Origin of the sequence: Halorubrum yunnanense (assembly GCF_026586675.1) — an archaeon.
GTDB classification, from domain to species: domain Archaea; phylum Halobacteriota; class Halobacteria; order Halobacteriales; family Haloferacaceae; genus Halorubrum; species Halorubrum yunnanense.
The window spans coordinates 1-25,424 of record NZ_JAODIX010000055.1 but is presented as its reverse complement, the minus strand read 5'-3'; the positions used below and the strand labels follow the sequence as shown (position 1 = coordinate 25,424).

The 25,424-nt window shown below is 66.6% G+C and carries 26 protein-coding genes and 1 rRNA gene; 12 read left to right on the top strand and 15 right to left on the bottom strand.

Annotated elements, in window-relative coordinates:
* Positions 1-17: 17 nt before the first annotated feature.
* The 5 genes from N5096_RS12500 to N5096_RS12480 all read right to left on the bottom strand — a co-directional run bounded on the left by N5096_RS12500 (position 18) and on the right by N5096_RS12480 (position 3,399).
* Entirely contained in the window at positions 18-1,199 is a 1,182-nt protein-coding gene (locus N5096_RS12500) for an aspartate kinase (protein WP_267665165.1), read from the bottom strand.
* Positions 1,190-1,444 carry a hypothetical protein gene (locus tag N5096_RS12495; protein ID WP_267665164.1) on the bottom strand — a complete coding sequence of 85 codons (255 nt, stop codon included), beginning with the start codon at positions 1,442-1,444 and terminating at the stop codon, positions 1,190-1,192. Before N5096_RS12495 ends, N5096_RS12500 begins: the two co-directional genes overlap by 10 nt.
* Before the next feature lie 132 nt (positions 1,445-1,576).
* Positions 1,577-2,341 carry an OapC/ArvC family zinc-ribbon domain-containing protein gene (locus tag N5096_RS12490; protein ID WP_267665163.1) on the bottom strand — a complete coding sequence of 255 codons (765 nt, stop codon included), beginning with the start codon at positions 2,339-2,341 and terminating at the stop codon, positions 1,577-1,579.
* On the bottom strand, positions 2,342-2,758 hold the full coding sequence (locus tag N5096_RS12485; protein WP_267665162.1) for a DUF2073 domain-containing protein: 417 nt from the start codon (positions 2,756-2,758) through the stop codon (positions 2,342-2,344). It lies immediately after the preceding gene.
* On the bottom strand, positions 2,758-3,399 hold the full coding sequence (locus tag N5096_RS12480; RefSeq protein ID WP_267665161.1) for an Era-like GTP-binding protein: 642 nt from the start codon (positions 3,397-3,399) through the stop codon (positions 2,758-2,760). The genes N5096_RS12485 and N5096_RS12480 overlap by 1 nt, the downstream gene beginning before the upstream one ends.
* Before the next feature lie 1,361 nt (positions 3,400-4,760).
* On the opposite strand from N5096_RS12480, the gene N5096_RS12475 reads away from it, so the two are divergent.
* Positions 4,761-6,461: a Cdc6/Cdc18 family protein gene (locus tag N5096_RS12475; RefSeq protein ID WP_267665160.1), complete on the top strand. Its 1,701-nt coding sequence runs from the start codon at positions 4,761-4,763 to the stop codon at positions 6,459-6,461.
* A 441-nt stretch (positions 6,462-6,902) separates the two neighbouring features.
* Here N5096_RS12475 and N5096_RS12470 read toward each other — a convergent pair whose 3' ends face one another.
* The gene (locus N5096_RS12470) at positions 6,903-8,003 is read right to left on the bottom strand and encodes a S26 family signal peptidase (protein WP_267665159.1); all 1,101 of its coding nucleotides are present in this window, start codon (positions 8,001-8,003) and stop codon (positions 6,903-6,905) included.
* A 135-nt stretch (positions 8,004-8,138) separates the two neighbouring features.
* Here N5096_RS12470 and N5096_RS12465 point away from each other — a divergent pair, with 135 nt between their 5' ends.
* A complete protein-coding gene (locus N5096_RS12465; RefSeq protein ID WP_267665158.1) occupies positions 8,139-9,779 on the top strand; it encodes a DNA-directed DNA polymerase II small subunit in 1,641 nt (546 codons plus the stop codon).
* A 37-nt stretch (positions 9,780-9,816) separates the two neighbouring features.
* Here the strand turns inward: N5096_RS12465 and N5096_RS12460 are convergent, their stop codons facing one another.
* From N5096_RS12460 to N5096_RS12445, 4 genes are all read right to left on the bottom strand, one after another.
* On the bottom strand, positions 9,817-10,452 hold the full coding sequence (locus N5096_RS12460; protein ID WP_267665157.1) for an IMPACT family protein: 636 nt from the start codon (positions 10,450-10,452) through the stop codon (positions 9,817-9,819).
* A complete protein-coding gene (locus N5096_RS12455; RefSeq protein ID WP_267665156.1) occupies positions 10,449-10,979 on the bottom strand; it encodes a hypothetical protein in 531 nt (176 codons plus the stop codon). The genes N5096_RS12460 and N5096_RS12455 overlap by 4 nt, the downstream gene beginning before the upstream one ends.
* Positions 10,980-10,983: 4 nt before the next feature.
* Positions 10,984-11,589, bottom strand: a complete 606-nt coding sequence (pspAB, locus tag N5096_RS12450; RefSeq protein WP_267665154.1) for a PspA-associated protein PspAB — start codon at positions 11,587-11,589, stop codon at positions 10,984-10,986.
* 69 nt (positions 11,590-11,658) lie between these two features.
* On the bottom strand, positions 11,659-12,582 hold the full coding sequence (locus N5096_RS12445; protein WP_267665151.1) for an MBL fold metallo-hydrolase: 924 nt from the start codon (positions 12,580-12,582) through the stop codon (positions 11,659-11,661).
* Between the two features lie 126 nt (positions 12,583-12,708).
* On the opposite strand from N5096_RS12445, the gene N5096_RS12440 reads away from it, so the two are divergent.
* Together N5096_RS12440 and N5096_RS12435 are read left to right on the top strand one after the other, a co-directional pair.
* Positions 12,709-13,659 carry an NAD(P)H-binding protein gene (locus N5096_RS12440; RefSeq protein ID WP_267665150.1) on the top strand — a complete coding sequence of 317 codons (951 nt, stop codon included), beginning with the start codon at positions 12,709-12,711 and terminating at the stop codon, positions 13,657-13,659.
* Positions 13,656-14,324, top strand: coding sequence for a DUF7530 family protein (locus N5096_RS12435; protein WP_267665148.1), 669 nt, complete (start codon positions 13,656-13,658; stop codon positions 14,322-14,324). The genes N5096_RS12440 and N5096_RS12435 overlap by 4 nt, the downstream gene beginning before the upstream one ends.
* A 95-nt stretch (positions 14,325-14,419) precedes the next feature.
* Here N5096_RS12435 and N5096_RS12430 read toward each other — a convergent pair whose 3' ends face one another.
* On the bottom strand, positions 14,420-14,587 hold the full coding sequence (locus tag N5096_RS12430) for a DUF5786 family protein (RefSeq protein WP_008005688.1): 168 nt from the start codon (positions 14,585-14,587) through the stop codon (positions 14,420-14,422).
* Positions 14,588-14,753: 166 nt separating this feature from the next.
* Here N5096_RS12430 and N5096_RS12425 point away from each other — a divergent pair, with 166 nt between their 5' ends.
* Positions 14,754-15,800, top strand: coding sequence for a DUF5784 family protein (locus N5096_RS12425; protein ID WP_267665143.1), 1,047 nt, complete (start codon positions 14,754-14,756; stop codon positions 15,798-15,800).
* 132 nt (positions 15,801-15,932) lie between these two features.
* On the opposite strand, the gene N5096_RS12420 is transcribed toward N5096_RS12425, so the two are convergent.
* Positions 15,933-16,217 (bottom strand): DUF5789 family protein, encoded by a 285-nt coding sequence (locus N5096_RS12420; RefSeq protein WP_267665141.1) that lies wholly within the window; start codon positions 16,215-16,217, stop codon positions 15,933-15,935.
* Between the two features lie 144 nt (positions 16,218-16,361).
* Here N5096_RS12420 and N5096_RS12415 point away from each other — a divergent pair, with 144 nt between their 5' ends.
* From N5096_RS12415 to hemB, 3 genes are all read left to right on the top strand, one after another.
* Complete coding sequence (locus tag N5096_RS12415) at positions 16,362-17,159, top strand: PHP domain-containing protein (protein ID WP_267665139.1); 798 nt, start codon at positions 16,362-16,364, stop codon at positions 17,157-17,159.
* A gap of 42 nt (positions 17,160-17,201) precedes the next feature.
* Positions 17,202-17,366, top strand: coding sequence for a DUF6757 family protein (locus tag N5096_RS12410; RefSeq protein ID WP_186310984.1), 165 nt, complete (start codon positions 17,202-17,204; stop codon positions 17,364-17,366).
* Positions 17,367-17,467: 101 nt separating this feature from the next.
* Positions 17,468-18,448, top strand: coding sequence for a porphobilinogen synthase (gene hemB / locus N5096_RS12405; RefSeq protein WP_267665135.1), 981 nt, complete (start codon positions 17,468-17,470; stop codon positions 18,446-18,448).
* 314 nt (positions 18,449-18,762) lie between these two features.
* Here the strand turns inward: hemB and N5096_RS12400 are convergent, their stop codons facing one another.
* Positions 18,763-19,005, bottom strand: coding sequence for a ferredoxin (locus tag N5096_RS12400; protein ID WP_267665132.1), 243 nt, complete (start codon positions 19,003-19,005; stop codon positions 18,763-18,765).
* A gap of 370 nt (positions 19,006-19,375) precedes the next feature.
* On the opposite strand from N5096_RS12400, the gene N5096_RS12395 reads away from it, so the two are divergent.
* Positions 19,376-19,630 (top strand): DUF7967 family protein, encoded by a 255-nt coding sequence (locus N5096_RS12395; RefSeq protein WP_267665130.1) that lies wholly within the window; start codon positions 19,376-19,378, stop codon positions 19,628-19,630.
* A 79-nt stretch (positions 19,631-19,709) separates the two neighbouring features.
* Entirely contained in the window at positions 19,710-22,406 is a 2,697-nt protein-coding gene (locus N5096_RS12390) for a valine--tRNA ligase (protein ID WP_267665128.1), read from the top strand.
* A 29-nt stretch (positions 22,407-22,435) separates the two neighbouring features.
* Here the strand turns inward: N5096_RS12390 and N5096_RS12385 are convergent, their stop codons facing one another.
* Together N5096_RS12385 and N5096_RS12380 are read right to left on the bottom strand one after the other, a co-directional pair.
* On the bottom strand, positions 22,436-23,491 hold the full coding sequence (locus tag N5096_RS12385; protein ID WP_267665126.1) for a quinone-dependent dihydroorotate dehydrogenase: 1,056 nt from the start codon (positions 23,489-23,491) through the stop codon (positions 22,436-22,438).
* A gap of 139 nt (positions 23,492-23,630) precedes the next feature.
* On the bottom strand, positions 23,631-23,834 hold the full coding sequence (locus N5096_RS12380; protein WP_092564125.1) for a hypothetical protein: 204 nt from the start codon (positions 23,832-23,834) through the stop codon (positions 23,631-23,633).
* Between the two features lie 689 nt (positions 23,835-24,523).
* On the opposite strand from N5096_RS12380, the gene N5096_RS12375 reads away from it, so the two are divergent.
* Positions 24,524-24,853 carry a non-histone chromosomal MC1 family protein gene (locus tag N5096_RS12375; protein WP_267665122.1) on the top strand — a complete coding sequence of 110 codons (330 nt, stop codon included), beginning with the start codon at positions 24,524-24,526 and terminating at the stop codon, positions 24,851-24,853.
* A gap of 432 nt (positions 24,854-25,285) precedes the next feature.
* A 16S ribosomal RNA gene (locus N5096_RS12370) occupies positions 25,286-25,424 on the top strand; the annotation flags it as partial.

Below are 25,424 nucleotides of genomic sequence, written 5' to 3'. Positions count from 1 at the left end.
CGGATCTGATCGGACCGTCAGTCGAATCGCCGTTGAACGATCTCAAGCGCCGCTTCCCTGTCGTCCCAGTCGACGAACACCGCGACGGACGTGGCGCTCGTGATGAGGTCGATGATGTTGATCCCGTCTTCGGCCAGCGGCGCGATAATCTCCTGGATGACGCCGGGCTGGTTCGGGAGCTCGCCGCCGGTCACCCGGACGACGGCGATGGGGTCGGCGACGCTCACCGAGGAGAGCGCCTCATCGTCGACGACGGCCTCGTGGAGCAGCGCCTCGGCGGTCTCCGCGACGTCGACGTCGACGTAGAACGTGACCGAGTCCATGCCGGAGGCGACCGCGTCGATGTTGATCTCCTCCTCGCGGAGGGCGCTCGCGAGCTGCGAGAGGATACCGGCCCGGTTCCGGATCGCGCGGCCGGCGATGGTGAGACACGCGAGCGGCTCCTCGCGCATGTCGATCAGGCTCTCGAACTGCCCCTCGATTCGGGTCCCGCCCCTGAGGAGGTCACCGTGTTGGTAGTGGACGACCCGGACCGAGAGGTCCTCGTCCTTGTACGAGAGCGCTGACGGCGCGACAACCTCGGCGCCGCGGAAAGAGAGGTTCCGAAGCTCGTCGACGGTGATCCGACCAACGTTCCGCGCTCCCTCAACGACGCGGGGGTCGCCGGTCATGACGCCCTCGACGTCGGTGACGATCACGACCTCGTCGGCGTTCATGTAGTTGCCGAGCATGACCGCAGTCGTGTCGGAGCCCCCCCGGCCGAGCGTCGTGACGTTGCCGTCGTGGTCCTCCGCGAGGAAGCCGGTGATGATCGGGACAACGCCGTCGAGCCGCTCCGCGATGGCGTGCGCGCGCTTCTTGGTCTCCTCGATGTCGACCTCGCCGAGCTCGTCCGTGATCACCGGCCAGTCGGGGTGACCCGGTTCCAAGAAGACGGCGTCGATGTCGCGGACTGAGAGGGCCGCCTTGAGCATCCTGACGCTGGTTCGCTCGCCCATCGAGACGATCTCGGCGCGGTCGGGGTCGTCCGTCTCGAAGGTGATGTCGTCGAGGAGGTCGTCGGTGGTCGATCCCATCGCGCTCGCGACCACGGCGATCTCGTGGCCCGCCCCGACAGCGTTCGCGACGGAGTCCGCGGCGCGTTCGATCCGGTCGCCGCTGCCGAGACTCGTGCCGCCGAACTTGGCGACTACGCGCATACGTCCACCTCGTTGGAGAGATTCCGGTCGGCTCCGTCACTACGGGAGTTCCGGTCGGCTTCGTCGCTACGAGGGTTCCGGTCGGCTTCGTCGTTACGAGGGTTCCGGTCGGCTTCGCCGGCGGTGAGGAGAGAGCGACCACCGAGCGGTCGGGACGGGTCGTCGTCTCGGATCGGACGGGAGGCGGTTCGAGATCCCGGACTGAACGCCTGAGATCCCGAGGTGAAAGCGTGGTCAGCAGGCATGAGCGGCCGTAACGGAGGAAGCCGCATAACTGTGTCCACTTCGACAAGGGTCGCCCGAACGTGCGGTCGGGCGGGAGCGGCGGCTCTGAGGTTCGGCCCGTAGCGGGGTGGGGCGGGGAATTCCGACCGTCGTCACTCGTCCTGAATGCCCCACGCGTCGGGCATCTCGATGACGTATCGGCCGTCCTCCTGCAGGGAGATGATGTACTCCTGCCGGTCGTACAGCTCCATCAGGTTGAGCTCGTACTTCCCGGGGCTCACGATCCGGATGCTCTCGAACTGCTCGTTGAGCTCGTCTCGGAGCTTACCGATGTCGGGACGGGGGGCGTCCGGGTCGGCGGAGCCCTGGCGGTCCGCGCCGGATTCGGAGTCGACGGGTCGGCTCGCCCGGTCGAGCTCGTCGGGCGAGACGACGTCGGAACGGGTGCTCGCCTGCGCGACGTCTTCCTCGCTGCGTTCGTTGACATGTTCGGTGCCGGTCGACTCGTCGGGGGGAGTCGAAGTCGAGTCGGCGGGATCGGTTCGCGCGGCACGTTCGGTGTCGGAATCTGCCGGGCCGGCGTCGGCGGGAGTCGAGTCCGAAGGGGCGGAGTCGTCCGTCGCAGCGGCTTCCGCAGGGTTAGTCGATGGGGAATCGGTCGATTGAGGGTCAGTCGATGGGGAATCGGTCGATTGAGAGTCAGTCGATGGGAAATCGGTCGAGGGGAAGTCATCGCTCTGATCGGATCTGTTGTCCGAAGTCGGTGACGACTGCTCGGCCGGGGTCGATCCTTCGTCGGCCGTCGCGCCCGCGGGTTTGAACTGGAACTTGTTCCCACCGCAGTCCGGGCAGCCCGAGAGCATCTCCTTTGAGCCGTCGGGGAACGTCCGGCCGCAGGTGGTACACTGGTGGGGCATTTATTTTCGGGAGACGAGCGTGCTGATGAGGTTCTCGTCTTTGTGCAGCGTCTCGATCCGGTTGGCCGGGCCGATGACGGTGAGCTTCTGGGCGGACTTCCGCCCCATCAGCTTGTCGAGGAAGCTCTGGTCGCTCGTCTCGGCCTTCGGGTACGTCTCGATCTCGATTCCGGTGAAGTCGTCCGGGCTGATCTCGGTCATCGTCACCTCGATCAGCTTCGACTCCTCGTCGGGGGAGAGGCCCTCCTCTAAGATTACGATGTTGCCGTCGCGGACGCCGTCGAGGATGAGGCGGATCTTCTCCATACCGGTGAGCCCCTCCATCCGGGCGCCGCTTATCATGTCGATTCGGACGCCGTCATCCTCGGGGGCGTTAGAGGAGGCGTCGCCGTCGGCGTTAGGGGTCGGTCCGGGCATCAGCCGAAGTACTCCGCTATCTTGGTGTACACTTCGTCCATATTGTCGCCTTCAAGCGCCGAGAGGGGGATCGTCTCGTGCTGGGGGAAGGCGTTGGCGATCTGCTGGACGTCCGCTCCGGGAAGGTCCGTCTTGTTCGCGAGGATCAGCGCCGGGAGGTCCTGCGACTCGATGATCCCGATGAGCATCGTGTTTACCTGCGTGAACGGATCGTCGGTCGAGTCGAGCACGTAGATGACGCCATCGACGTCCTCGCGGAGCCAGTGCATCGCCTCGGCGACGCCCTCGGTCGCCTCGCGGGAGCGACGCACCGCGTCGTCCTTCTCCATGTCGTGGTCGAGGAACTCCTTGTAGTCGACCTTCGTCGTCACTCCCGGGGTGTCGACGATGTCGATCGTGACCGTCCGACCGTTCCGCTCGATCTCGACGTTCTCTTTGCGGCGAGCGCGTCGGGTCTCGTGCGGGATGTGGCTCTCGGGCCCGACGGCGTCGCCCGTCCAGTCGCGTGCGATCCGATTTGCGAGGGTCGTCTTTCCGGCGTTCGGCGGTCCGTAGATCCCGATCCGCTTGGGTTCGTCGGCCGCGAACAGCCCGTCGGTGACCCGTGATATGCTGTCTTTGAGATTCGTGAGCAGTCCCATCCTGACCTCCAATCCTGGTTTCTCCCGAACCAGCCGCGTCGCGTGCTACCGCCCGATCCGGCCGCGCCTGGGGTTCGTTCGGGGAATTACAGTAGAATCCACGCCCCTCTCACTTAAGAACTGCGTCAGACGCTCAGATCGGTCGATATTGGGCGCGTCTGGATTCGAGCCGCTCGATATCCAGTTCGTTTCGGATGTCAGAAATATACCGGCTGGAGTCGAGATCCCCACCCAGCGTGTCGTTCGGTAACGAGATTTTTTCTCGGGATGCATCGGATCTGACTGGGTCGAGCGCCGAGCAGTCGCTGTGCGTCTATCTGTCTTCTCGGTGGGACGTCCTCTCGGATACTCCAATATGGCAGAAGTTGTCGATGGTTCTCCTCCCCCACCCCTTCGTTTCGACTGGAGAGGGTCGGTTGGGTGGGTCGGGGTGTACTGGAGATTTTAATTCGCTGTTAGATGCATATAAAACATTAATCAGACCACAATCAAATAAATATGTTCTGATAACAAGTATATAGAGCCCTTTGTCGAGGGTACTGTTGTACTCTTTATAATATAAAGTCTTTCATTCTATTAGCCCCTACCGACACCCCCCACCCACCATATTCCCGTTCCACACGAAACGAAGGGGTGTGGGGGTACCCGAGAAATACTCCCTATCAAACACGGGCGAGCATGCTGCCTCGGTTCGGTGTGTCATAGCGTTCGATAGACAATCCCGTATCAGACGAGCGATACCGCCACGAGTACAACCGTGCTACCGGATACCGTGATCTCAGAGCGCTACGCTATCACGGGACCGTGCTACCAGGCCACCGTGCTGTCAGACCACCGGACCATCGGGAACAACCAGACCACCGAACCATCGGGAACAACCACCGCTTCCCGTGCGTAGGGGATGACTCCTCGTCCGCGATCGAGACTATTCGTGACAGGGAGTTTCGCCGGATCGCCGTCGGTTCCGATGCCCGTCTACGTCAATTTTCCTGCATGGAATCTCCCATATCGAACCTCCCGTATGGAATCTCCCAATACCGACTCGGAGCCTCTCGTGATTCGGATCTCCCGGTACTCCTCTGGGTTCCGCCTCCCCCTCTCTCGTCTCGACCCGTACTCTCACGCTCCGGATCGTCGACGGACTGTGTCCTCCGGCGCGGCCGCAGCCCTTCCTTTGTTCACTCCCGGACGACCGTTTCGAGTCCGGAGAGCAACACTTTAGTACCGCCTCTTCATCTGGTTCGACTGCATCAACTGGACATCGCGGAACACGAAATGTTCTGTATGTCACCGTTTCAGGCCGGAACGCGACACACCTCGCCTCCACGTGAGGTATTTCCACCTGAAACAGGGGGGTTCACATGGACGAAGGAGAGCACACATCACAGCCGGGCGAATCGGAGGATAGCGACGGGGAAACCGGTAGATCGACCGCGACGGACGAGGAAATTGACGATCCGTCTTCGAATCCCACCGACCCAGCGACGGAGGGTTCTCCCGAGAAATCCGGCGGTCACACCGAGGACGCAGCCGACACTCGACGATCCCACTCCGATACTGACGCGACTGCCGATGTCGACGTCACCGCCGACGCCCGAGTCGACGCCGGAAGCGGCGGCCGCGACCGCTCCTCTCCCGACGTCGACTTCGACGGCGTCGTCCTTGACGACGGCGACGACAACCAGGGCCTCTTCGACGACCTCCTCTCCGGCGAGCCGATCTTCGAGAACAAGGAGGTCCTCCGTCCCTCGTACACCCCGCACGAGCTCCCGCACCGGAACGACCAGATAAACCGGATGGCGACGATCCTCGTTTCCGCGCTCCGCGGGGAGACCCCCTCCAACATCCTCATTTACGGCAAGACCGGCACCGGCAAGACGGCGTCGGCGAAGTTCGTCTCCCAGGAGCTCGAGTCGACCTCCCAGAAGTACGACGTCCCCTGCGAGGTCGAGTACATCAACTGCGAGGTGACCGACACGCAGTACCGCGTCCTCGCCCAGCTCGCCAACACCTTCATCGAGAAGAACCAGCAGGTCATCGCGGGTCGTCTCGATAACTACCGAGAGCTCAGGTCCGAGGCGGCCGACGACCCCGGGGTGCTTGCCGGGACCGAGTTCCCGACGCTCGACGACCTCGACGCGCGGATCGACGAGCTCGAGACCGACGCCGATGAGATGGAGGAAGTCCCGATGACCGGCTGGCCGACCGACCGGGTGTATTCGACGTTCTTCGAGGCGGTCGACTACCACGAGCGCGTGGTCGTGATCATGCTCGACGAGATCGACAAGCTCGTCGAGAAGAGCGGCGACGACACCCTGTATAACCTCTCGCGGATGAACTCGGAGCTCAACCGGTCTCGGATCTCTATCATGGGGATCTCGAACGACCTGAAGTTCACCGACTTCCTCGACCCCCGCGTCAAGTCCAGCCTCGGCGAGGAGGAGATCGTCTTCCCCCCCTACGACGCCAACCAGCTCCGGGACATCCTCCAGCACCGCGCCGACATCGCGTTCAAGCAGGAGGCGCTCACCGACGACGTCATCCCCCTCTGTGCGGCGTTCGCCGCCCAGGAGCACGGCGACGCTCGCCGCGCACTCGACCTCCTCCGGACCGCGGGGGAGCTCGCCGAGCGCTCGCAGGCCGAGATCGTCGCCGAGAAACACGTCCGGCAGGCGCAGGACAAGATCGAACTCGACCGCGTCGTGGAAGTCGTCCGAACGCTCCCAACCCAGAGCAAGATCGTCCTGTTCGCCGTCATTCTCCTCGAAAAGAACGGTGTTCACAACATCAACACCGGCGAGGTGTTCAACATCTACAAGCGGCTGTGCGAGGAGATCGACGCGGACGTGCTCACGCAGCGCCGCGTCACCGACCTCATCAGCGAGCTCGATATGCTCGGGATCGTCAACGCGGTCGTCGTCTCCAAGGGGCGCTACGGCCGCACGAAGGAGATGGGGCTCTCGGTCCCCGTCGAGGAGACCGAAGCGGTGCTGCTGTCCGACTCCCGCCTCGGCGACATCGAGAACGCGCAGCCGTTCGTCCAGGCCCGGTTCGACAACTGACTCGCGTCGGCTCCGGCCGCGATTACGGAGAATTGAGGAGAAAGCCTCGCCGTTCACGGCGGGGATGAATCCGACAAACCCTCCACGAACCACGTTCGGCGTGCCGAAAGGATGTTTCAAGTAACCTGAGACGTATTTAATGGCAACCGAGGCGGTCTCTCCGCCCCACTAATCGGACAATATCGGGATTCCCTCATTTCAAGCGGAAGACACCCTCTTCCGTGTCGAAATAGGGTGTAGGCAGTCAGAAGTACCTCCGAATCCCATGCCGGGATAGGAGTAACGGCTGGTTGGCACAGCCAGTAGCCGTCATCGAGGCGTCTACAAACCTTCAACATCCCAACCCAGCGGTGCGGTGCCGTGGGAATCTTCGCCCTTCAGGGCGGAGAGGATGTCAACCGTACACTCCCGTCGAACCCGTGTACTCCCGTCTATCTCCCCTCACCCCGCCGCGCTCGCGACCGAACCTCCACCCGAAACCAGGGGCTCGCCGACCGTCTCTCCCCTCCCGACCGCAGCGAACGCGGCAGTTCCCTCCTCCCCGTCGACCGGGCTGAAATGTGTCCCCGCGGTCGTCGTGAGCACGTCGCTGAGCTCTGCCTGCCCGCTCGCGATCAGCCGCACGTAGCCGAGGTACGGGACGCGCACCCGCGCAACGCCGGTCACCCACTCCGCCCTGACGGGGGGCGCGAGCCCGTTCGCTTGGTCGTACGCCCCGTTGTTGTCACCGAGCGTAATGAACCCGTCGTGGGGCGCGGGACAGTGGCGGAGCTCGGCGCACCCCCCCGCGCTGTGGTACTCCCCCTCGGCGCGGTCGTACCAGTTTTCCCCCTCCTCGACGTGGAACATCGCCCGGTGGATGATCGGCGAGGCCGTGCGTCCTGGCGGCCGGTATATCACCACGGACCCGTACGAGTCGAACGTCCGGTAGTCGGTCGCCCGCCCCTCCTCGTACGTCACCACGCCGACGTCGTTGTCCGCCGCGTCGGGCGCGAGCCGTCCGGGCTCCGTCACGAAGACGAGGTCGCCGACCTCCATGTTGGGTTCCATACTCCCGGACTCGACGGCGACCATCGGCGGCCACACCCCGCTGACACCGAACAGGATCAGCCCGATCGCCAGCACGATGGCGACGCTCGAGAGCATCTCCCGGATCCACATCAACGCGCCCTCCCTGTCGTGGCGGAACCGATAGACGAGGCTCTCCGATTCCTTCGAGTCGGTTCCGCCGCCCCCCCGTACCGTTCGCTCGCTTTCGCGACCGTTCCCTCCGGAGAAATCCTCTCTTCCGCTCGGGTCGACCGTCTCAACGGTATCAGTGGGCTCGGTCGGTTCGGACGCCTCGGTCGGGTCAGTGGGCTCGGTCGGTTCGGACGCCTCGGTCGGGTCAGTGGACTCGGGCGCGTCAGCCGATTCGGAGGCTTCGGTCCGACCGGTCGACTCGGTCGACTCCGGCTCGTCGCCCTCGCCCCCGTCCTCGTCCGAGCCCTCGCTTCGCTCGGCCGGATCACGGTCGGTTCCCGGCCGATCCCCTTCGTCCATTACGTCCGGCTTGATGGGTTTCGGTTATAAGCTTCCGGGTCCCCGCTCTCACCGAGCCGCGGGACGGCGGCCCCCCGCTACGGCACCGCGGCCCCCTCCGGAACCGTTTTGAGTCGCACCCCCCTCTCGACTGTCGTGCCGCTGGAGTCGAACGCTCGGATCGTCAAGGAGCTCGCCAGGCGGGGATACAACGCGGAGCGGGAGGCGATCACCCTCCTGGCGAGCGCGCCGGACTCCGCGGCAGCCCTCGAATCAACCGTCGATCGCACCCCGGACGACGCCCTCCGTATCACGGTCGACCACGTCCGCGCGGCGGTCGGTCCGGACGACGCGGCGGACCCCGAGACCGCGACCGATTCCGGTCCGGAACCCGATCCCGACTCCCCGACCTCGACGGCCTCAACCCCCGACACACCCCCTGAAACGGACCGATCTCCAGTCGAAACAGAGGGGTCTGGAGGTGCCGTTCGCGTCGACTCGACGGACGGGGGCGCGGACCGCGTCGCCCCGGACTCCGACGTCAACCCCGAGTCCACCGTCACCGACGGCGAAACCGGCGGGAGCCCCGACCGCCGAGAGCTCGAGGTCGGCAACGACATGACCGGCCGGAGCACCGGGACCGGCGAGTACGCCGACTTCGTCCGGACGTTCCGCGACCGCTACGAACGCCTCTCGAAGGTCCTCCGAGGCCGCGTCAACCACCGGCCGGCAGAGGCGATCGCCGACATGCCCGGCGGCAGCGACGCCGCGATGATCGGGCTCGTCAACGACGTCCGCTCGACGAAGTCAGGCCACTGGCTCGTTGAGCTAGAGGACACGACCGGGACCTTCCCCGCGCTGGTGATGAAAGACAAGGGGCTCGCCGACCTCGTCGACGAGATCCTGATGGACGAGTGCGTCGCCGTCGAGGGGACCCTCGCCGACGACTCCGGAATCCTGTTCGCCGACTCGCTGCACTTCCCCGACGTCCCTCGGACGCACCGGACCGGCGCGGCCGACCGTCACGTCCAGGCCGCGCTGATCTCGGACGTCCACGTCGGGAGCGACGAGTTCATGGCCGACGCCTGGAGCCGGTTCACCGACTGGCTCCACACGCCCGAGGCCGACCCGGTCGAGTACCTCCTGCTCGCCGGCGACATGGTCGAAGGGGTCGGCGTCTACCCCGATCAGGACGAGGAGCTGGAGATCGTCGACATCTACGACCAGTACGAGGCGTTCGCGGAGCACCTCAAGGAGGTGCCGGGGGACACCGAGATCGTGATGATCCCCGGCAACCACGACGCGGTCCGGCTCGCGGAGCCCCAGCCCGGGTTTAACGACGAGATCCGCTCTATCATGGACGTCCACGACGCACAGATCGTCTCGAACCCGGCCACCGTCAGCGTCGAGGGCGTCGACGTCCTGATGTACCACGGCGTCTCGCTCGACGAGGTGATCGCGGAACTCCCCGAGGAGAAGGCGAGCTACGACGAGCCCCACAAGGCGATGTACCAGCTCTTAAAAAAGCGCCACGTGGCCCCGCAGTTTGGGGGGCACACCCGAGTCGCCCCGGAGGAGCGCGACTACCTCGTCATCGACGACGTCCCCGACGTGTTCCACACCGGCCACGTCCACAAGCTCGGCTGGGGGAAGTACCACAACGTCCTCGCGGTCAACTCCGGCTGCTGGCAGGCCCAGACCGACTTCCAGAAGTCCGTCAACATCGACCCCGACGCCGGGTACGCCCCTATCCTCGACCTCGACACGCTGGAGATGACCGTGCGGAAGTTCTCGTGACCCCTCGAAGTTCTCGTCACCACCTGACACCGTCGCGCTACCGGTCGATCTCGACTCGCCCGCTCGTCGCGCTGTTGAGCCGCTCGACCAGCTCCTCGGCCTCGGCCACGGGTACCCGGAGCACGAACCGCACGCGCTCGTCGTAGTCGGCGTCGAACTCGACGCCCGCGGACTCGATCACGCCTCGGACGGTCCCCGAGTCGTCGTACCCGGTCTCGACGACCAGCCGCCGGTGCGGCCGCTCCTCGGTCACCCCGGCCTCGTCGACCCCGTCTTTCACCGCTCGCGAGTAGGCGCGCGCGAGCCCCCCGACACCGAGGTTCGTCCCCCCGTAGTAGCGCGTGACCACCGCGACGACGTTCCGGATCTCGCGCTGCTGGAGGACGTTGAGTGCGGGCTTCCCGGCCGAGCCAGATGGCTCGCCGTCGTCGGAGGAGTACTCCCGGAGCATGGGGTCGCTCCCGGCCGTTCGCTCGGACGCGGCGCCGGCGGGCACCCGGTACGCGGGCACGTTGTGGCTCGCGTCGCCGTACTCGTCGCTGACGCGCTCGACGAGCCCCTCGGCCTCTCCGACCGTGTCGACCGGGGCGACGTGCCCGAGGAACTCCGAGCCCCGGACCTCGAACGTCGCCGTCGCGGGCTCGACGACCGTCCGGTAGGTACCGTCCGTCATGCGTCGGACCGTCTGTCGGCGGGTTCGGCGTCGCTCCCGGCAGGACCGTCGCTATCGACGGGCTCCCCGCCCCCGGCAGTCGAGCCTTCACCCCGTTCGAGCACCGCCTTCGTCGGCGGTGCGAGCCGGTACAGCCCGAGGAACGCGGCGACGCCGACGACCTCCGCTCCCTTCGCGACGATCGCCAGCGGATCGGCCGCGAGCGTCGACGCGACTTCGGCCCCGTACCAGCCGACGTAGCCGAGGAGGAACGCCCCGAGGGTCCCGGCGCCGAGCGCGTAGAGGCGCCGGTACTCGGGCGCGCGCAGCGTCGCGACCGCGACGGCGACCGTGAACGCGCCCCCGAGCAAGAACGCGTAGGGGCGCACGTCGGCCGGATCGCCCAGTCGCGGCCACGCCCACAGCAGGTGGACGGCGGCGCTCAGCCCGGCCGCCTGGACCGCGACCATCCGAAGCACTCGTTTCCTCGGCGCGTCGCGGCCGGCGTACCCGCTCTCTGTCTCTCCTCCCGACGCCGACGCGCTCATCGACTCACTCCCACGGATGGTTCCCGGGCGCGTCCGGCCACAGCGGATACCAGTACGACTCGTCGTCCTCGAGGCCGAGCTCCCCGTCTAACACGGACTGGAGCTTGAACTCGACCTGTTGGTTCCGGTCGCTCGCCCCCTTCGGGGAGAACGGGTAGTACGCCCCGCGCCGGAACGAGTAGATCCAGTAGGCGTCGGCCTCGTCGCGCTCGAACCCGAAGACGGCCGCGAGCAGCCGGGAGCCGAACCCCTCCTCGATGAACTGGTCGGCCGCAAAGTGGACGCTCGTCACGAGGTCCTCGGGGTCGTCGTCCTCGAGGACGAACCACTGGTAGCCGTGGTCGTCCTCGTGGCGGTGGAAGCCCGTGCCGGTCTCTATCTCGCCGGCCTCCAGGATGGCCTCGACGGTCTCGACGGCGTCGTCGAATCGGGTGCTGTCCACCCCGGAGAAACAGAGCGCGGCTTCCCCGCAGTGGTCGTAGCCGAGGTCGGCCTCCATCGTCATGTACGCGGTCGACATCCCGAAGAGGTCCTCGGGGTCGGCCTCGCGGGTCGCGTCCGCCTCCGCGCTCGTCCCGAGCACGGCGCGAATCGTGTCGAAGATACCCATTTATACGTAGATCCTAAGCGACGCGGGGTTTAGGAGGTTTGCGTCGGCGGCGTCGACCGGCGACGAGCGTCATTCTTCCCGGTTCTCCGCGACGTAGTCGAGGTACGCGAGGACGCCCCGGACGTTCAGGCTCGCGTTGGCGCGGGCGCGCTCCGGGTTCCAGAACTCGACGTCCCGCTCCGCCGCCGCCTCGAAGTGCTCGACGACCGCGTCGTCGTCGCCGAGCTCCGCGCGCTTCTCGCGGATCGCCTCCACCCACTCCACGTACGCGCGCTTGACCTCGCCGGCCAGCTCCGGCTCGTACTCGCGGGGCCCGAAGTGACCGAAACAGAGGTAGTCCGGGTCGAGCTCCTCGATCGTCCGGACGTCGGCGAGACACTGATCGAGATTGAACTGCGGCGGCGGCGTCGTCGGCTCGATCCCGTCGACCGCGGGGACGTAGATCCCGGCCGCGTCCGCCGCGAAGACAGCGTCGGCCCCGGGGTCGTGGTAAATCGCGTGGTGGGGCGCGTGGCCCGGCGCCTCGTACATGACCAGCTCCCGGTCGCCGAGGTCGACCCGGTCACCCTCCGCGAGCCCCGAGGTCCGGTCTTCGGGGATCGGCTCGGGATCGTCGTAGTACTCCCACTGCTCTTCCACCGCGGACTTGGTCCCGGCGACGAGCGCCTCCGGGTCGACGAGGTGTCGCACCCCCTTCTCGGGGACGACGACCTCCGCGTTCGGGTAGCGCTCGGCGAGGTGGCCCGCCCCGCCCGCGTGGTCGAGGTGAGCGTGGGTCGCCAGGATCCACGCCAACTCCTCGCGACCGATCCCGACCGCCTCGATGGTCTCGAACAGCGCCTCCCGATTCGCGCCGGTGCCGGTGTCGATCACGACGGGGCGTTCGGCGTCGTACACGTACACGGCCCCGTACTCGTCGGTGTCGAACATCCCGGTGTCGTGGACGTACAGGTCCGGCACCCCCCGGACCGGCTCGTACTCGCCTGCGTGCATGTCCCAACGAGCGCCGCCCGACCCCTTTTACTGATCGGTCCCGGCGACGGGAGGGTTCGCCGTCTCCCGACGCGGACCCGAGCCGTCGTGGCGGACGCTTATGGTCGTCCCACACGAGGGGTCGGTATGCGCGTACTCGTCACCGGCGCCACGGGGTTCGTCGGGAGCCGACTCGTTCCGACGCTCCTCGATCGCGGCCACGAGGTCGTCGCCCTGGTCCGCGACGCCGACGGCTACGCCCCGCCTGCAGGGGTCCGTGTCGTTGAGGGCGACCTCTTAGAGCCCGACACCCTCTCGCCGGCGTTCGAGATCGACGGCGACCCGATCGACGCGGCGTACTACCTCGTCCACTCCATGGACGGCGGCCCCGGCTACGAGGAGCGGGACCGCAACTGTGCGACCAACTTCGTCGAGGCGGCGTCGGCCGCCGGCGTCGACCGCGTGATCTACCTCGGCGGCCTCGGGGAGGACCGCGAGGAGCTCTCCGAACACCTCCGGTCCCGCCGCGAGGTCGAACGCATCCTGTCGACCGGCGGTCCGGCGCTGACCACGCTGCGGGCGGCGATCATCATCGGTGCCGGGAGCGCGAGCTTCGAGGTTATCCACGGCCTCGCGAGCCGGCTCCCGGTGATGACGACCCCGAAGTGGGTCGACACGCTCTGTCAGCCAATCGCGATCGACGACGTCGTCGGGTACCTCACTGGCGTCCTCGAAGCTCCCCAGACCCGGGATGACACCTTCGAGATCGGTGGACCGGACGTGCTGACGTACGCCGAGATCCTCCGCCAGACCCGTCGCCAGCTCGGACACAGGCTGTGGATCGTCCGAGTCCCGGTGTTGAGCCCGGAGCTGTCGGCGAAGTGGCTCCGACTGGTGACCGACGTGAACCCGTACCTCGCCCGGTCGCTCGTCGAGGGGCTCCGCAACACCGTGATCGTCGAGGACGACCGGCTCCGCGACCTCGTCCCGATCGAACAGACTCCCTTCGAGGTCGCCGTCGCCAGAGCGATCGACCGCCCCGGCCGCGACGACCCGACCGACGAGGTCCCGATCGCGGACTCAGGGGCGGAGTCGTGAGCCGGAACTACGGCGAGACGTGGGTGTACGAGAGCCTCGTCGGCGGGATCCCCGGTCTCGGGATCTCCCGCGGGATCGCGGTCGCGATCCAGTTCCTGCTGTTCCAGGTCGGCGTGCTCGCGCTCGGCTGGTACTACGGCCTGTGGGACGCGGTCGTCGCCGGGACGGTCGCCGTCCTCGTCGCGGCGATCGGCAGCGTCGAGATGCACCGGCTCGGCGCCGCGAACCGACGGCTCTCGACGCCCCCGGAGCACAAGCGGCTGCTGTTCGGGTCGAGCATCGAGATCGTCCTCGGCGTGCTCGCGTTCATCGCGCTGCTCACGTACATGATCGCGTGGGACGGCACCCTGATCGAGCGCCTGTTCGGCCCCACTCCGCCGGTCCCGGTGGTGTACCTCACCCTACTGATCCTCTGGGACCTCACCTACCGGATCGGCACTTCGTGGTGGAGCGCGGTCGTCGCGCTGTGGCGCGCGATAAACGTCGAACTCGGCCCGACCGAGGCGGCCAGCGTCAGGCGACTCGACGCGGAGAACATCGGCTTCTCGGCGCTCCAGCTGGTGCTCGTCCCCTTCCTGATCGAGGAGCCGATCCTCCTCGGCGCCGTCGTCGGCCACGTCCTCGCGGTCGCGATCGTCTGCTCGGCGGCGATCGCGCTGACCTGAGTTCGCCAGCGGTCACGCTGCACCGATCGGAGCCTTCGGTCAGCGGTTTGAGAGGAAGCCGATGGATTCGGCGAAAAGGGTTCGAACTCGCCCGCTCACTCGCCCTGCAGCTCTTGGAACTTGTCGAGGAGTGCCTCCGTGGAGTCCCCGGAGTCGTACGTGAGCGACCCCGAGTACTCCGGTCGCTCGGCATCGAAGTCGGCGTCGACTTCGCTGGTCTTCTTCTCCCGACGCTCGTGTTCGGCCTCGTCATAGGCACCCATTGACATGGTACAAGTTCACTTAGAAACAATCCGGGATATACCTGTCGGTAAACTGTTCGTTCGTCGAAACGACCTCGTCGGCGCGGTCGGGCGCGTCGCGTCTGAGTCACCAAAACCGCGTCCGAGTCACCGGAACCGATTAGACCCGGCGCCCGGTATCACCGTCGTGGCACAACCCCTCCGATTCAGGCGCGCTCCCGATCGGTGGAGCCTCGACCGCGTCCGCTCGCAGCTCGAACGGCCGCTCGACGACAACCTCGGGGCGACCGCGGCCGACTCCTGGTTCAGTCCCCCGCCGGGGTACGACGCACGGCGGTTCGACATGGACGACGGCTCGTTCGCCCTGTTCTGCTGGACCGAGGGGGACGCCGACCCCCCAGCCGGGGCGAGCGGCGGGCCGGCCGGCTACTGGATCGGGAACACGGAGACCCCGAGCGAGCTCTGGCGCACGGAGAAGTACGGCTTCGACGAGGTGGCCTACCCGATCTCTCGGTGGGTCCAGCGGGAGCTGCTCGCCGGCCTCCACGACGACGAGCCGTGGCTCGCGGCGTACCCGCACGTCTCGTGGTACTTCCTCCCCGTGTTCTGCTCGAAGGACGGCGCGGAGACGACGCGGGCGTTCTTCCGCGACCACGCCGCCGGGTTCCCGGGGGCGACCCGCGAGGAGGGGACGGGGTTCGTCGAGGAGGCCCTTCGGCCGGGAACGCTCGACGACTACAGGGCGACGATGGCGGGGAAGTTGGGCACGTCGGCGTCGCTTGACCTCGTGCGGATGAGCGCGACGATCGCGGAGTTCACCGCGGCGCGGATCCTCACCGACTCCGGCTACGCCGTGACCCCGGAGATCGAGGTGACGACGGGCCACTCGCTCGACTTCCGGGCCACCGACCCGGACACCGGCCGCGCGTCCCTCGTCGAGGTGACCCGCCCCCAGCCCGCCTCGAATCGATCCGCGAGCGACCCCGTCGCCGCGGTCCGCGACACCGCGGAGACGAAGACGAGCGGCCAGCTGGAGGCGCACGGCGGCGGCGTCACTCTCCTCGTCGACTGCACCTCGTTCCCCGCGGACGACTGGGCCGCGGTTCGAGGCGCCAAGCCCGACGTCCGGCACCGGCCGTCGGTCGTCCTCCGCGCGCGCCCGGACGGACACGTGGAGGGGTACCGGAAGGGCTCGGTGCCGATCGACCTGTCGCCGGCGATCGACTGGGTGTAGGCCCCGTCGCCGCGTCACTTCTCGAAGTAGAGAACGTGCGAGCGGCGCCGGTGACCGGAACAACCCCGATCGGCTAAGCGACGCTGACAACGCGGTGAGTTCGCGGAAAAAGCGGTCGACTCTCGGTTCAGTTCAGAACGAGACCGGCGAGGGCCCGTCCTCGCCGTCGGTCGTCGGATCGCGGTCCGAGTAGAACCGGCGACCGACTCCGCGGTGACAGACGCCCGCGCGGAGGGTCGTGAACACGTCCTCCGCGTCGTCGAACGTCTGCTCACCGAACCGTTCCAGCACGTCTCCGAGACGCTCGGAGCCCTCCGCGAGCTCTACGGTCGCGTTCCCGTGAGCCGCGATCAGTTCCTCCGAGGTCGTCGGATATTGGTGCCGTTCGAGTCGGTCGTCGACGCCGTTCAAGCGCATCAACAGACGCAAATCGCCGACAGTTCTTAATGATTGTCCATGCACAACCTTAATCCGAGATATTGAATTATATTTCCTTATATTGGTGTTCGTTCGCACGGGACTATCGTCGGCGCTTAGTACGGGGGTCGCCGAACTCGTCGCATGAGTACGGACCGGATCGTCGCCGATCTCCACGCGCACACGACCGTCTCTGACGGCACCATGACGGCCGACGAGCTCGCGGCGACCGCCGCCGACGCGGGGCTCGACTGGGTCGCCGTCACCGACCACGACCGGATCCACCCCGATCTCGACGCCCCCGTCGTCGAGCGCGAGGGCGTCCGGGTTGTCCGCGGGATCGAACTGCGTGTCGACGCCGGCTTCGAGCGGCTCGACCTGCTCGGCTACGCGGTCGAACGCACCGCGGCGCTGGACGAGGAGACCGCCCGGCTCCAGGCGGACCGCCAGCGCCGCGGCGCCGCGATCCTCGACGCGGTAGAGGAGCGCCTCGGCGTCGACCTCGGCGTCGAGCCCCGACCCGGCCTCGGCCGCCCCCACATCGCCCGCGCGATCGACGAATCGGAGGCGCCGCACGACTACGCGGGCGCCTTCGACGAGCTGATCGGGAACCACGGGCCCTGCTACGTCGCGCGCGAGGTGACGGAGCTGGAGCGCGGCGTCGAACTGCTTCGAGACGCCTGCGCGGTCGTCGGGCTCGCGCATCCGTTCCGGTACGACGACGTCGACGCCGCCCTCGACGTCGCCCGGGAGCTGGACGCGGTCGAGCGGTTCTACCCGTACGGCCGCGGGGTCGACGACGCCAGAGTCGAGCGGGTCGCCGTCGAGAGCGACCTCCTCCTGACGGGCGGGAGCGACGCCCACGAGCGGACCCTCGCGGAGGCCGGGCTGACCGCCGAGGCGTTCGCGCCCGTTCGGGACCGGCTGCCGGATTCCTCCTGATCGACGAACAGGATTAAGCCCGCCGCCGACAGAGTGCCGATCATGCGGTGTCACTACTGCGAGCGGGAGGCCACGTACGAGGCCGAGCAGAGCGGCGTGGTCGTCGGCCTCTGCGAGGAGCACTTCAAGCAACGCGTCGAGGAGCTCGCCGAGTCGGACGAGCTCGCGTCGCTCCGCGACCGGATCGACGTCGAATCGTCGGAGTAGGCTCTCGGTCTCCGATCTCGCCGCTTCCGTGCGCGCTCCCCGGACCGCGCCGGCTCGCCGCGGACGGATCATAAAAGGCCGCCCGGAGCCAACGCTCCGGCATGCACCCCACCGACCGGCCGCGACGGCTCCGGACCGACGGCGTCCGCCCGCTCGTCAGCGAGACCTCGCTGTCGGCGTCGGACCTCGTCGCGCCCGTCTTCGTGGACGCGACGACCGACGAGCGCGTCCCGATCGAGACGATGCCGGGCCACGAGCGCGTTCCCGTGAGCGAGGCGGTCGCCCGCGTCGAAGAGGTCCGCGAGACCGGCGTCGAGGCCGTGATCCTCTTCGGGATCCCCGAGTCGAAGGACGCCGAGGGGTCCCGCGCGTACGCCGAGGACGGGGTCGTTCAGCGCGCGATCCGACGGATCACCGCCGAGACCGACGCGTACGTGATCGGCGACGTCTGCCTCTGCGAGTACACCGATCACGGTCACTGCGGCGTGATCGAGGAGTCGGCCGAGACGGATCCCACCCTCACCGTGAGGAACGACGAGACGCTGGCCCTGCTCGCGGAGACAGCCGTCTCGCAGGCGGAGGCTGGCGCGGACATGGTCGCGCCGTCGGCGATGACGGACGGTCAGGTCCGGGCGATCCGCGAGGCGCTCGACGAGGCCGGCCACGAGGAGGTGGCGCTGATGAGCTACGCGGCCAAGTACGAGTCCGCCTTCTACGGCCCCTTCCGCGACGCGGCCGACGGTGCCCCCGCCTTCGGCGACCGGCGCCACTACCAGATGGACCCCGCGAACCGCCGCGAAGCGCTCCGCGAGGCGCGGATCGACGCCGAGGAGGGCGCGGACGTGCTGATGGTGAAGCCCGGCCTCCCCTACCTCGATATCGTCGGCGACCTCCGACGGGAGTTCGACCGCCCGATCGCTGCGTACAACGTCTCCGGGGAGTACGCGATGCTGCACGCGGCCGCAGAGAAGGGGTGGCTCGATCTCGAAGACACCGCCCACGAGTCGCTGCTGTCGCTCAAGCGCGCGGGTGCGGACCTGATCGTCACGTACTTCGCCGAGGACCTGGCCAAGCGCTTATAAACCGAAGCAGTGAACACTGACGCTCTTGCTGATTGTTTATCTCGGCGCGCGCCTCCGAGCGCCCTGATAAGGGCGCGAGGAGCGTGCGAGGTCGCCGGCGCTACGCGCCGGCTGCCAGAGGGACCGGAGGTCCCTCGCTGGACGCGGTGAGCGCTCGAAGAGCGCGAACCGCGAGGCTGGGGAGGTGTGAGGCCGCGGTTGCGGTGCGGCCGGGTGGGATTCAAAGGGGCCGTCGCGACTGGGGCTTTGGCGGTGTTCACCGTCGATCCGCCAGTAACGACCTATAAGCGGCCGAGCGAAAATTTGGAGTCCTACTACACCAGCTGTTCGCCGTCGTCGTCGTACACCTCGATGGCGTCGACCGGGCAGACCCGCGCCGCGAACTTCGCGTCGAACTCCTCGCCGTCGGGCACCTCGACCACGAACACGTCGTCGTCTTCCTCCTCGCTCCCCCGCAGGTCGGCCTTCCCGTCGTTCAGGTTCTTCTCGAAGGCGTCCCACTCGGCGACGCACTGGTACATCCCGACGCAGGTGTCGCGGTCGAACTTCACGCGCATACCCTCTGGTTCGACGAGGCGGTACAAAGCGCTGGCGACGCCGTACGCCGGATTGTCTCTATCCCGTACCGAACCGGTCGCGGATCGACACAGACGCGGATACGGAATCGCCCTGGAGACGGTCATCTTCAACACCGCGGCTGCTCGTTTATAAGTCGCTGACAGCAGATTGACGGCGAGCACCGCCAAAGCCCCAGTCGCGACGGCTCGGTGCGCTCGTTGCGGTCCTCAGCCGCTCCCGTTGCTCGCTCCTTGCGGTCCTTACGTCGCGCGCCGGCCGCATCGGTGTTCGAGATCGAGCCTCTCGGCTGACCGCCCGTCCCACAGCCCGACCGCCCTTTTTAAGCGTCGCAGGCACCCATCGCCGGGTATGACTACGGTTTGGCTCGTCGACCGGCAGTTCGACTCGAAGGGGCTCGTGCGGCTCACCTACGCCACCGAGGACGGAAGGCGGATGCACACGAAAGAGCTGGCCGAACAGCGGCTCGTCACCGGCGACGGGGTCACCGCGGGCCGCGAGGTCCAGGAGACCGCGCTCGGCGAGAGCCCGGCCGACGAGATCGAACGGTTCGCGTCGGAGGCGTCGGAGATGGCCGCCGAACACGACCTCGACGACGTGGTGTGAGCCTCGCGGACGGCGCGACGTAGAGCGCGCCCCCACAACCGAGGCCGTTAAGGGGGAACCGCCGGAAGATGGGCGTGAAATGCCCAGTGGTGAGTACGACCCCGACGCCGTCGAGCCCCGGTGGCAGCGGCGATGGGTCGACGAGGAGACGTACGCCTACCCCGACGACGACCCGGTCGATCCGAACACCGTCTTCTCTATCGACACGCCCCCGCCGACGGTATCGGGGAGCCTCCACATGGGCCACCTGTACGGGTTTACCCTCCAAGACTTCGTCGCGCGTTTCGAGCGCATGAACGGCGAGGCGACGTTCTTCCCGTTCGGCTACGACGACAACGGGATCGCCTCCGAGCGCCTGACCGAGGACGAGCTCGACATCCGCCACCAGGAGTTCGAGCGCCGGAAGTTCCAGGCGAAGTGCCGGGAGGTCTGTGCGAACTACGAAGAGCAGTTCACCGAGAACGTCCAATCGCTCGGGGTCTCCGTCGACTGGGACCACACCTACCAGACCATCGAGCCGCGCGTCCAGCGCGTCTCTCAGCTGTCGTTCGTCGACCTATACGACCAGGGCCGCGAGTACCGCGAGAAGGCGCCCGCGATCTGGTGTCCCGAGTGCGAGACTGCCATCTCCCAAGTTGAGACTGAGGACGACCAGCAGGGCAGCCACTTCCACGACATCGCCTTCCCGGTCGCGGAAAGCGGCGAGGGCCAGGCCGGCGGTGCTGACGACGCCGACGCCCCTGACGAGTTCGTCATCTCCACGACGCGCCCGGAACTCCTCCCCGCGTGCGTCGCCGTCTTCGTCCACCCCGACGACGATGAGAACCAGGACCTCGTCGGCGAGTTCGCGGAGGTCCCGCTGTTCGGACACGAGGTCCCGATCATCGCCGACGAGCGTGTCGACATGGAGACCGGCTCGGGTATCGTGATGTGCTGTACGTTCGGCGACCAGAACGACATCGAGTGGTACCAGGTCCACGACCTGGACCTCCGCGTCGCCATCGACGAGTCCGGCCACATGACCGACGTCGCCGAGGGGTACGAGGGACTACACTCCGACGAGGCCGGCGAGGCCATCGTGGAGGACCTCGACGAGGCGGGCGCGCTGCTCGACCGGCGTGGGATCACCCACACCGTCAACGTCCACGAGCGCTGCGAGACGAGCGTCGAGTTCCTCGTCACCGAGCAGTGGTACGTCGAGATGCTCGACAAGACGGACGAGTACCTCGAGGTCGGCCGGGAGATGGAGTGGTCGCCCGAGAAGATGTTCACCCGCTACGAACACTGGGTGGAGGGGCTCCAGTGGGACTGGCTCATCTCCCGTCAACGCTCCTCCGGCATCCCGTTCCCCGTGTGGTACTGCGAGGACTGCGGCGAGGTCGTTGTCGCCGAGAAGGCCGACCTGCCCGTCGACCCCCTCTCCGACGACCCGCCCGTCGACGCGTGCCCCGAATGCGGCCACGACGAGTTCGAGCCGGAAGACGACGTGCTCGACACGTGGGCCACCTCGAGTCTCACTCCCCTCATCAACGCCGGCTGGGACTGGGACGAGGAGGCCGAGGCGTTCACAATGGAGCACCCGGAGCTGTACCGGTTCGACCTCCGGCCGCAGGGTCACGACATCATCAGCTTCTGGCTGTTCCACACGCTGGTGAAGTGTTACGAGCACACCGGCGAGGTCCCGTTCGAGGAGACGATGATCAACGGGCACGTCCTCGACGAGAACCGCGAGAAGATGTCCAAATCCGTCGGGAACGTCGTCGAGCCCCAGGCCGTGCTCGAGGAGTTCCCGGTCGACGCCACGCGCTACTGGGCCGCCGGCACCGCCGTCGGCGACGACTTCCCGTTCAAAGAGAAGGACCTCCGCGCGGGCGAGAAGCTGATCCGCAAGCTGTGGAACGCCTCCAAGCTCGTCGAGTCGCTGGCGCCGGAGCCGTACCCGGACGCGCCGGCCCACGGGGAGCTCGGCGAGCTCGACCGCTGGCTGCTCGCCGAGCTCGACGACCGGGTCGAGCGGCTCACCGAGCTGTTCGAGGATCGCGCGTTCTCGAAGGCCCGCGACGAGCTCCGGAGCTTCTTCTGGAACACGTTCTGCGACGACTACCTCGAGATCGCAAAGCAGCGCGAGGACGACGCTGCGGCGTACACGCTCCGAACGGCGCACCGCCGGTTCCTGAAGCTGTTCGCGCCCCTGCTCGCGCACGTGACCGAGGAGCTCTGGCACGACATGTACGCGGACGGAGCGAGCGACCCCGACGCGGTCGACACCCCGGTCACCGACGGCGCGGGCGACTCGGTCCACCTCGCCGACTGGCCCGAACCGCTCGGGCTGGAGGCCGACCACGAGGCCGGCGCCGCCGCCACCGCCGTCGTCGGCGCCCTCCGGAAGTACAAGAGCGAGAACCAGCTCGCGCTGAACGCCGAGCTGGACGCCGTCGAGGTGTACGCCGACGTCCGCGGCTTCGAGGACGACATCACGGGCGTGATGCACGTCGCGGACCTCGCGGTCCATCCCGACGCCGACGCCCCCGTCGAAACTGTGATCACCGGGATCGACCTCGACTACGCGACCATCGGTCCGAAGTACGGGAACCGGGTCGGCGACATCGAGGCTGCGATCGCCAAGGAGGAGTACGAGATCGACGGTGACGAGCTTCGCATGTCCGGCGTCACCCTGGTCGGCGACGAGTTCTCGATCGAGGAGGAACGGCAGTATCAGGGCGACGGAGAGCTGCTGGAGGCCGACGACGTCGTCGTCATCGTTAGGGAGTCGTAGAAGCCGGGGCTGCCCGTGGACTGCGCCGACTACAGATCCGCGCCGACCGCGTCGGTGACGGAGTCGAACCCGTCTCGCTCGAGCAGTTCGAGGAGCCCCTCGTTGATGTCGCGCGCGAGGTTCGGCCCCTCGTACACGAGCCCCGTGTACAGCTGGACGAGCGAGGCCCCCGCGCGTATCTTCTCGTAGGCGCCCGCCGCGTCGGTGACTCCACCGACGCCGATCACCGGGACATCCGTGCGCTCGGCGACGAATCGAACCCCATCGGTGGCGATCCCCTCGATGGGCTTCCCGGAGAGGCCGCCGCGCTCGGCGCGGTTCGGGCTCTCCAGCGACTCCGGGCGGGAGGTCGTGGTGTTGGTCGCGATGACGCCGTCGAGGGCCAGATCGTCGACGACGCCGAGCGCGTCCGCGACCGCCGGCTTCGGGAGGTCCGGCGAGAGCTTCACGAGCAGGGGACTCGCGCCGGCGTCGGCGAGGCCGCCGAGTATCTCCTCTAACGCCTCGCGGTTCTGGAGCTCCCGAAGCCCCGGCGTGTTCGGGCTCGAGACGTTGACGACGAAGTAGTCGCCGGCGTCCGCCACGCGCTCGTAGGTGTACTGGTAATCGCCCGGCGCCTCCGCGAGCGGCGTCGACTTCGACTTGCCGATGTTGATCCCGACCGGTACGTCGGGCAGCGGCTCGCGGTCGAGCCGGGCGCCTACGGCGTCTGCGCCCTCGTTGTTGAATCCCAATCGGTTGATCAGCGCCTCGTCTTCCCGGAGCCGGAACAGTCGCGGTCGCGGATTCCCCGGCTGTCGCTCGGCCGTCACACCGCCGACCTCGACGTGCCCGAACCCGAGCGACGCGAGCGCACGCGGCACCTCCGCGTTCTTGTCGAAGCCGGCGGCCACGCCGATCGGGTTCGGGAACGCGTTCCCGAACGCCTCGACCCGCAACCGCGGGTCGTCGACGACGTACCGCTCGCGCAGCGCAGTCTCGACCGGGCTCCCCTGTACGGCTCGCAACAGCCGGTGTGTCATCCCGTGTGCGGCCTCCGGGGGGAGGCCGAACAACGCCGGCTTCAACAGATCGTACGGGCCCATCGTTTCGGACTCGTCGCGAGCGGGCATCAATCCGCCGACCGACGGAGACCAGACCCCGTGTCGCACGCGCGGGCTGGTCGTCGCCGTCGCTCACGACGGTGAGCCGGCGGAGCGGAGGGCGGGCAGAAACGAGACCGCTTCAGAAATCGTGCTCGAGCTGTTCGGGGTTGGAGTCCGCCTTCTGGATGATTATCTTCCCGTCCCGCACCCGAACAAACACCTCGTCGCCGATCTCCATGCCGGCGACTGCGAGTTCGTCCTCGTGGAGGTTCACGTGGACGTTGTGGTACTCCCCCTCGTCGTCCTTGGCGCCACTGGGACTGAGCTTCTTTTTGCGGACCATCGCGGTTGTACTGGTCGCACTTCCCTATAGCAGACACATAAGTGTTGTTTACGGAGAATTGAGGAGAAAGCCCAGCCGTTCACCGCGGGGATGAATCCGACAAATCCTGCACAAACCACGTTCGACGTGCCGAAAGAATGTTTTAATTAATCTGAGACACAATTAAAACTGACCGGGGCGGTCTCTCCGCCCCACTAATCGGACAGTATCGGGATTCCCTCATTTCAAACGGAAGACACTCTCTTCCGTGCCGAAATAGGGTGTAGCCAGTCAGAGGGACCCCCGAATCCCATGCCGGGATAGGAGTAACAGCTGGTTGGCACAGCCAGTAGCCGTCACCGAGGCGTCTACAACCCTTCAACATCCCAACCCAGCGGTGCGGTGCCGTGGGAATCTTCGCCCTTCAGCGTGGAGAGGATGTCAACCGTACCCGCACTCTTCGGACCCACCGACCGTTCCGCCTTCAATCTGCGATATCCGGTCTCCGTTTCTGCTGTTTCTGCCCGCGCGTGACGTACCGATCAGTCACTCCGCTCCGTGTGTCGCTCCGTTCCTCTACACCGTCCGCCTCGATCGGGCAAAACCGCTAGCCGGGATGGAGTCGATATATAAATGTTTTGCCGAGCAGCTTTCATTTTCCCGATATATTTATTACATATTGTGTGCTGGGTTCGCATGGAGCATAAACCATGGTACGTGAAGACGGTAAGCGAAACTTCGCCCTTCGAGAAGCGGACGGATCGGAACCGAGTGAGTTCTCCGGCAACATGCCCCGTCAGGCCGCGCTCAAAGCGGCTCGCACGCTCGAGCCGGCCCCCTCCGAAGAGGAGGCGAACCGGACCACGCTTCGGCTCCGCGAGAAAGGAACGAAGAAAGTCCACGAGTACGAGGGCTGGGCTTGGAAGGACAGCGCCCCCGAAGTCGACGAGGCGGACGAGGACTTCTGGCTCAACGATCTCAACGACATCACGAAGGCCAACGTGTCGAAGCAGGGAATTGAGTATATCGACGAGGAGTAGTTGTCGGGGTCGTCGGTCCTTTTTGTCGCCTTCCCCGCGCATCTGTGTGTTCGTTCACAGTTCCTCGCCATGAAACCGCATGACGTGGCGTCGATGCTTCGACGGGGTTAAATACAACCCGGGCATTGTGACTAATGCGAAGAACGCACCCGCGAACTCGGGCCGTTCAAGTCGGCCCGGTTTCGCTGGACCTGACACGCTTCGATGGGTTTATGACCCCTCGAAGGGTACAATCAAGTCCGCGAAGATGAGGATTTCGCCCCCTGCGCTCCGGCGTAAGAGGAAATCTGATGTGAGCCGTGGTCGTTCGGTGTCATCCAGGTCGCTGGCTGACTCGGACACCACATAGACCATGCAATGGTGTTTTGACTCATCGCGAGTCAAAACCCGCCAACACCCCCTCAGCGCCGGGAATCAGGCACTGAGGAATACATTCCGGTTGATCCTGCCGGAGGCCATTGCTATTGGGATTCGATTTAGCCATGCTAGTCGCACGAGCTTAGACTCGTGGCGAATAGCTCAGTAACACGTGGCCAAACTACCCTTCGGACCATCATACCCTCGGGAAACT

Bases quoted from the DNA above. Each gene is read 5' to 3' on its own strand.
- N5096_RS12480 (WP_267665161.1), bottom strand. From the start codon at position 3,399: ATGGGACTGCTCACGAATCTCAAAGACAGCATATCACGGGTCACCGAC.
- pspAB (WP_267665154.1), bottom strand. From the start codon at position 11,589: ATGGGTATCTTCGACACGATTCGCGCCGTGCTCGGGACGAGCGCGGAG.
- N5096_RS12485 (WP_267665162.1), bottom strand. From the start codon at position 2,758: ATGCCCGGACCGACCCCTAACGCCGACGGCGACGCCTCCTCTAACGCC.
- N5096_RS12460 (WP_267665157.1), bottom strand. From the start codon at position 10,452: ATGACGGACGGTACCTACCGGACGGTCGTCGAGCCCGCGACGGCGACG.
- N5096_RS12470 (WP_267665159.1), bottom strand. From the start codon at position 8,003: ATGGACGAAGGGGATCGGCCGGGAACCGACCGTGATCCGGCCGAGCGA.
- N5096_RS12430 (WP_008005688.1), bottom strand. From the start codon at position 14,587: ATGGGTGCCTATGACGAGGCCGAACACGAGCGTCGGGAGAAGAAGACC.
- N5096_RS12420 (WP_267665141.1), bottom strand. From the start codon at position 16,217: ATGCGCTTGAACGGCGTCGACGACCGACTCGAACGGCACCAATATCCG.
- N5096_RS12445 (WP_267665151.1), bottom strand. From the start codon at position 12,582: ATGCACGCAGGCGAGTACGAGCCGGTCCGGGGGGTGCCGGACCTGTAC.
- N5096_RS12440 (WP_267665150.1), top strand. From the start codon at position 12,709: ATGCGCGTACTCGTCACCGGCGCCACGGGGTTCGTCGGGAGCCGACTC.
- N5096_RS12395 (WP_267665130.1), top strand. From the start codon at position 19,376: ATGACTACGGTTTGGCTCGTCGACCGGCAGTTCGACTCGAAGGGGCTC.
- N5096_RS12475 (WP_267665160.1), top strand. From the start codon at position 4,761: ATGGACGAAGGAGAGCACACATCACAGCCGGGCGAATCGGAGGATAGC.
- N5096_RS12410 (WP_186310984.1), top strand. From the start codon at position 17,202: ATGCGGTGTCACTACTGCGAGCGGGAGGCCACGTACGAGGCCGAGCAG.
- N5096_RS12380 (WP_092564125.1), bottom strand. From the start codon at position 23,834: ATGGTCCGCAAAAAGAAGCTCAGTCCCAGTGGCGCCAAGGACGACGAG.
- N5096_RS12390 (WP_267665128.1), top strand. From the start codon at position 19,710: ATGCCCAGTGGTGAGTACGACCCCGACGCCGTCGAGCCCCGGTGGCAG.
- N5096_RS12495 (WP_267665164.1), bottom strand. From the start codon at position 1,444: ATGCCTGCTGACCACGCTTTCACCTCGGGATCTCAGGCGTTCAGTCCG.
- N5096_RS12415 (WP_267665139.1), top strand. From the start codon at position 16,362: ATGAGTACGGACCGGATCGTCGCCGATCTCCACGCGCACACGACCGTC.
- N5096_RS12490 (WP_267665163.1), bottom strand. From the start codon at position 2,341: ATGCCCCACCAGTGTACCACCTGCGGCCGGACGTTCCCCGACGGCTCA.
- N5096_RS12400 (WP_267665132.1), bottom strand. From the start codon at position 19,005: ATGCGCGTGAAGTTCGACCGCGACACCTGCGTCGGGATGTACCAGTGC.
- N5096_RS12455 (WP_267665156.1), bottom strand. From the start codon at position 10,979: ATGAGCGCGTCGGCGTCGGGAGGAGAGACAGAGAGCGGGTACGCCGGC.
- N5096_RS12375 (WP_267665122.1), top strand. From the start codon at position 24,524: ATGGTACGTGAAGACGGTAAGCGAAACTTCGCCCTTCGAGAAGCGGAC.
- N5096_RS12385 (WP_267665126.1), bottom strand. From the start codon at position 23,491: ATGGGCCCGTACGATCTGTTGAAGCCGGCGTTGTTCGGCCTCCCCCCG.
- hemB (WP_267665135.1), top strand. From the start codon at position 17,468: ATGCACCCCACCGACCGGCCGCGACGGCTCCGGACCGACGGCGTCCGC.
- N5096_RS12500 (WP_267665165.1), bottom strand. From the start codon at position 1,199: ATGCGCGTAGTCGCCAAGTTCGGCGGCACGAGTCTCGGCAGCGGCGAC.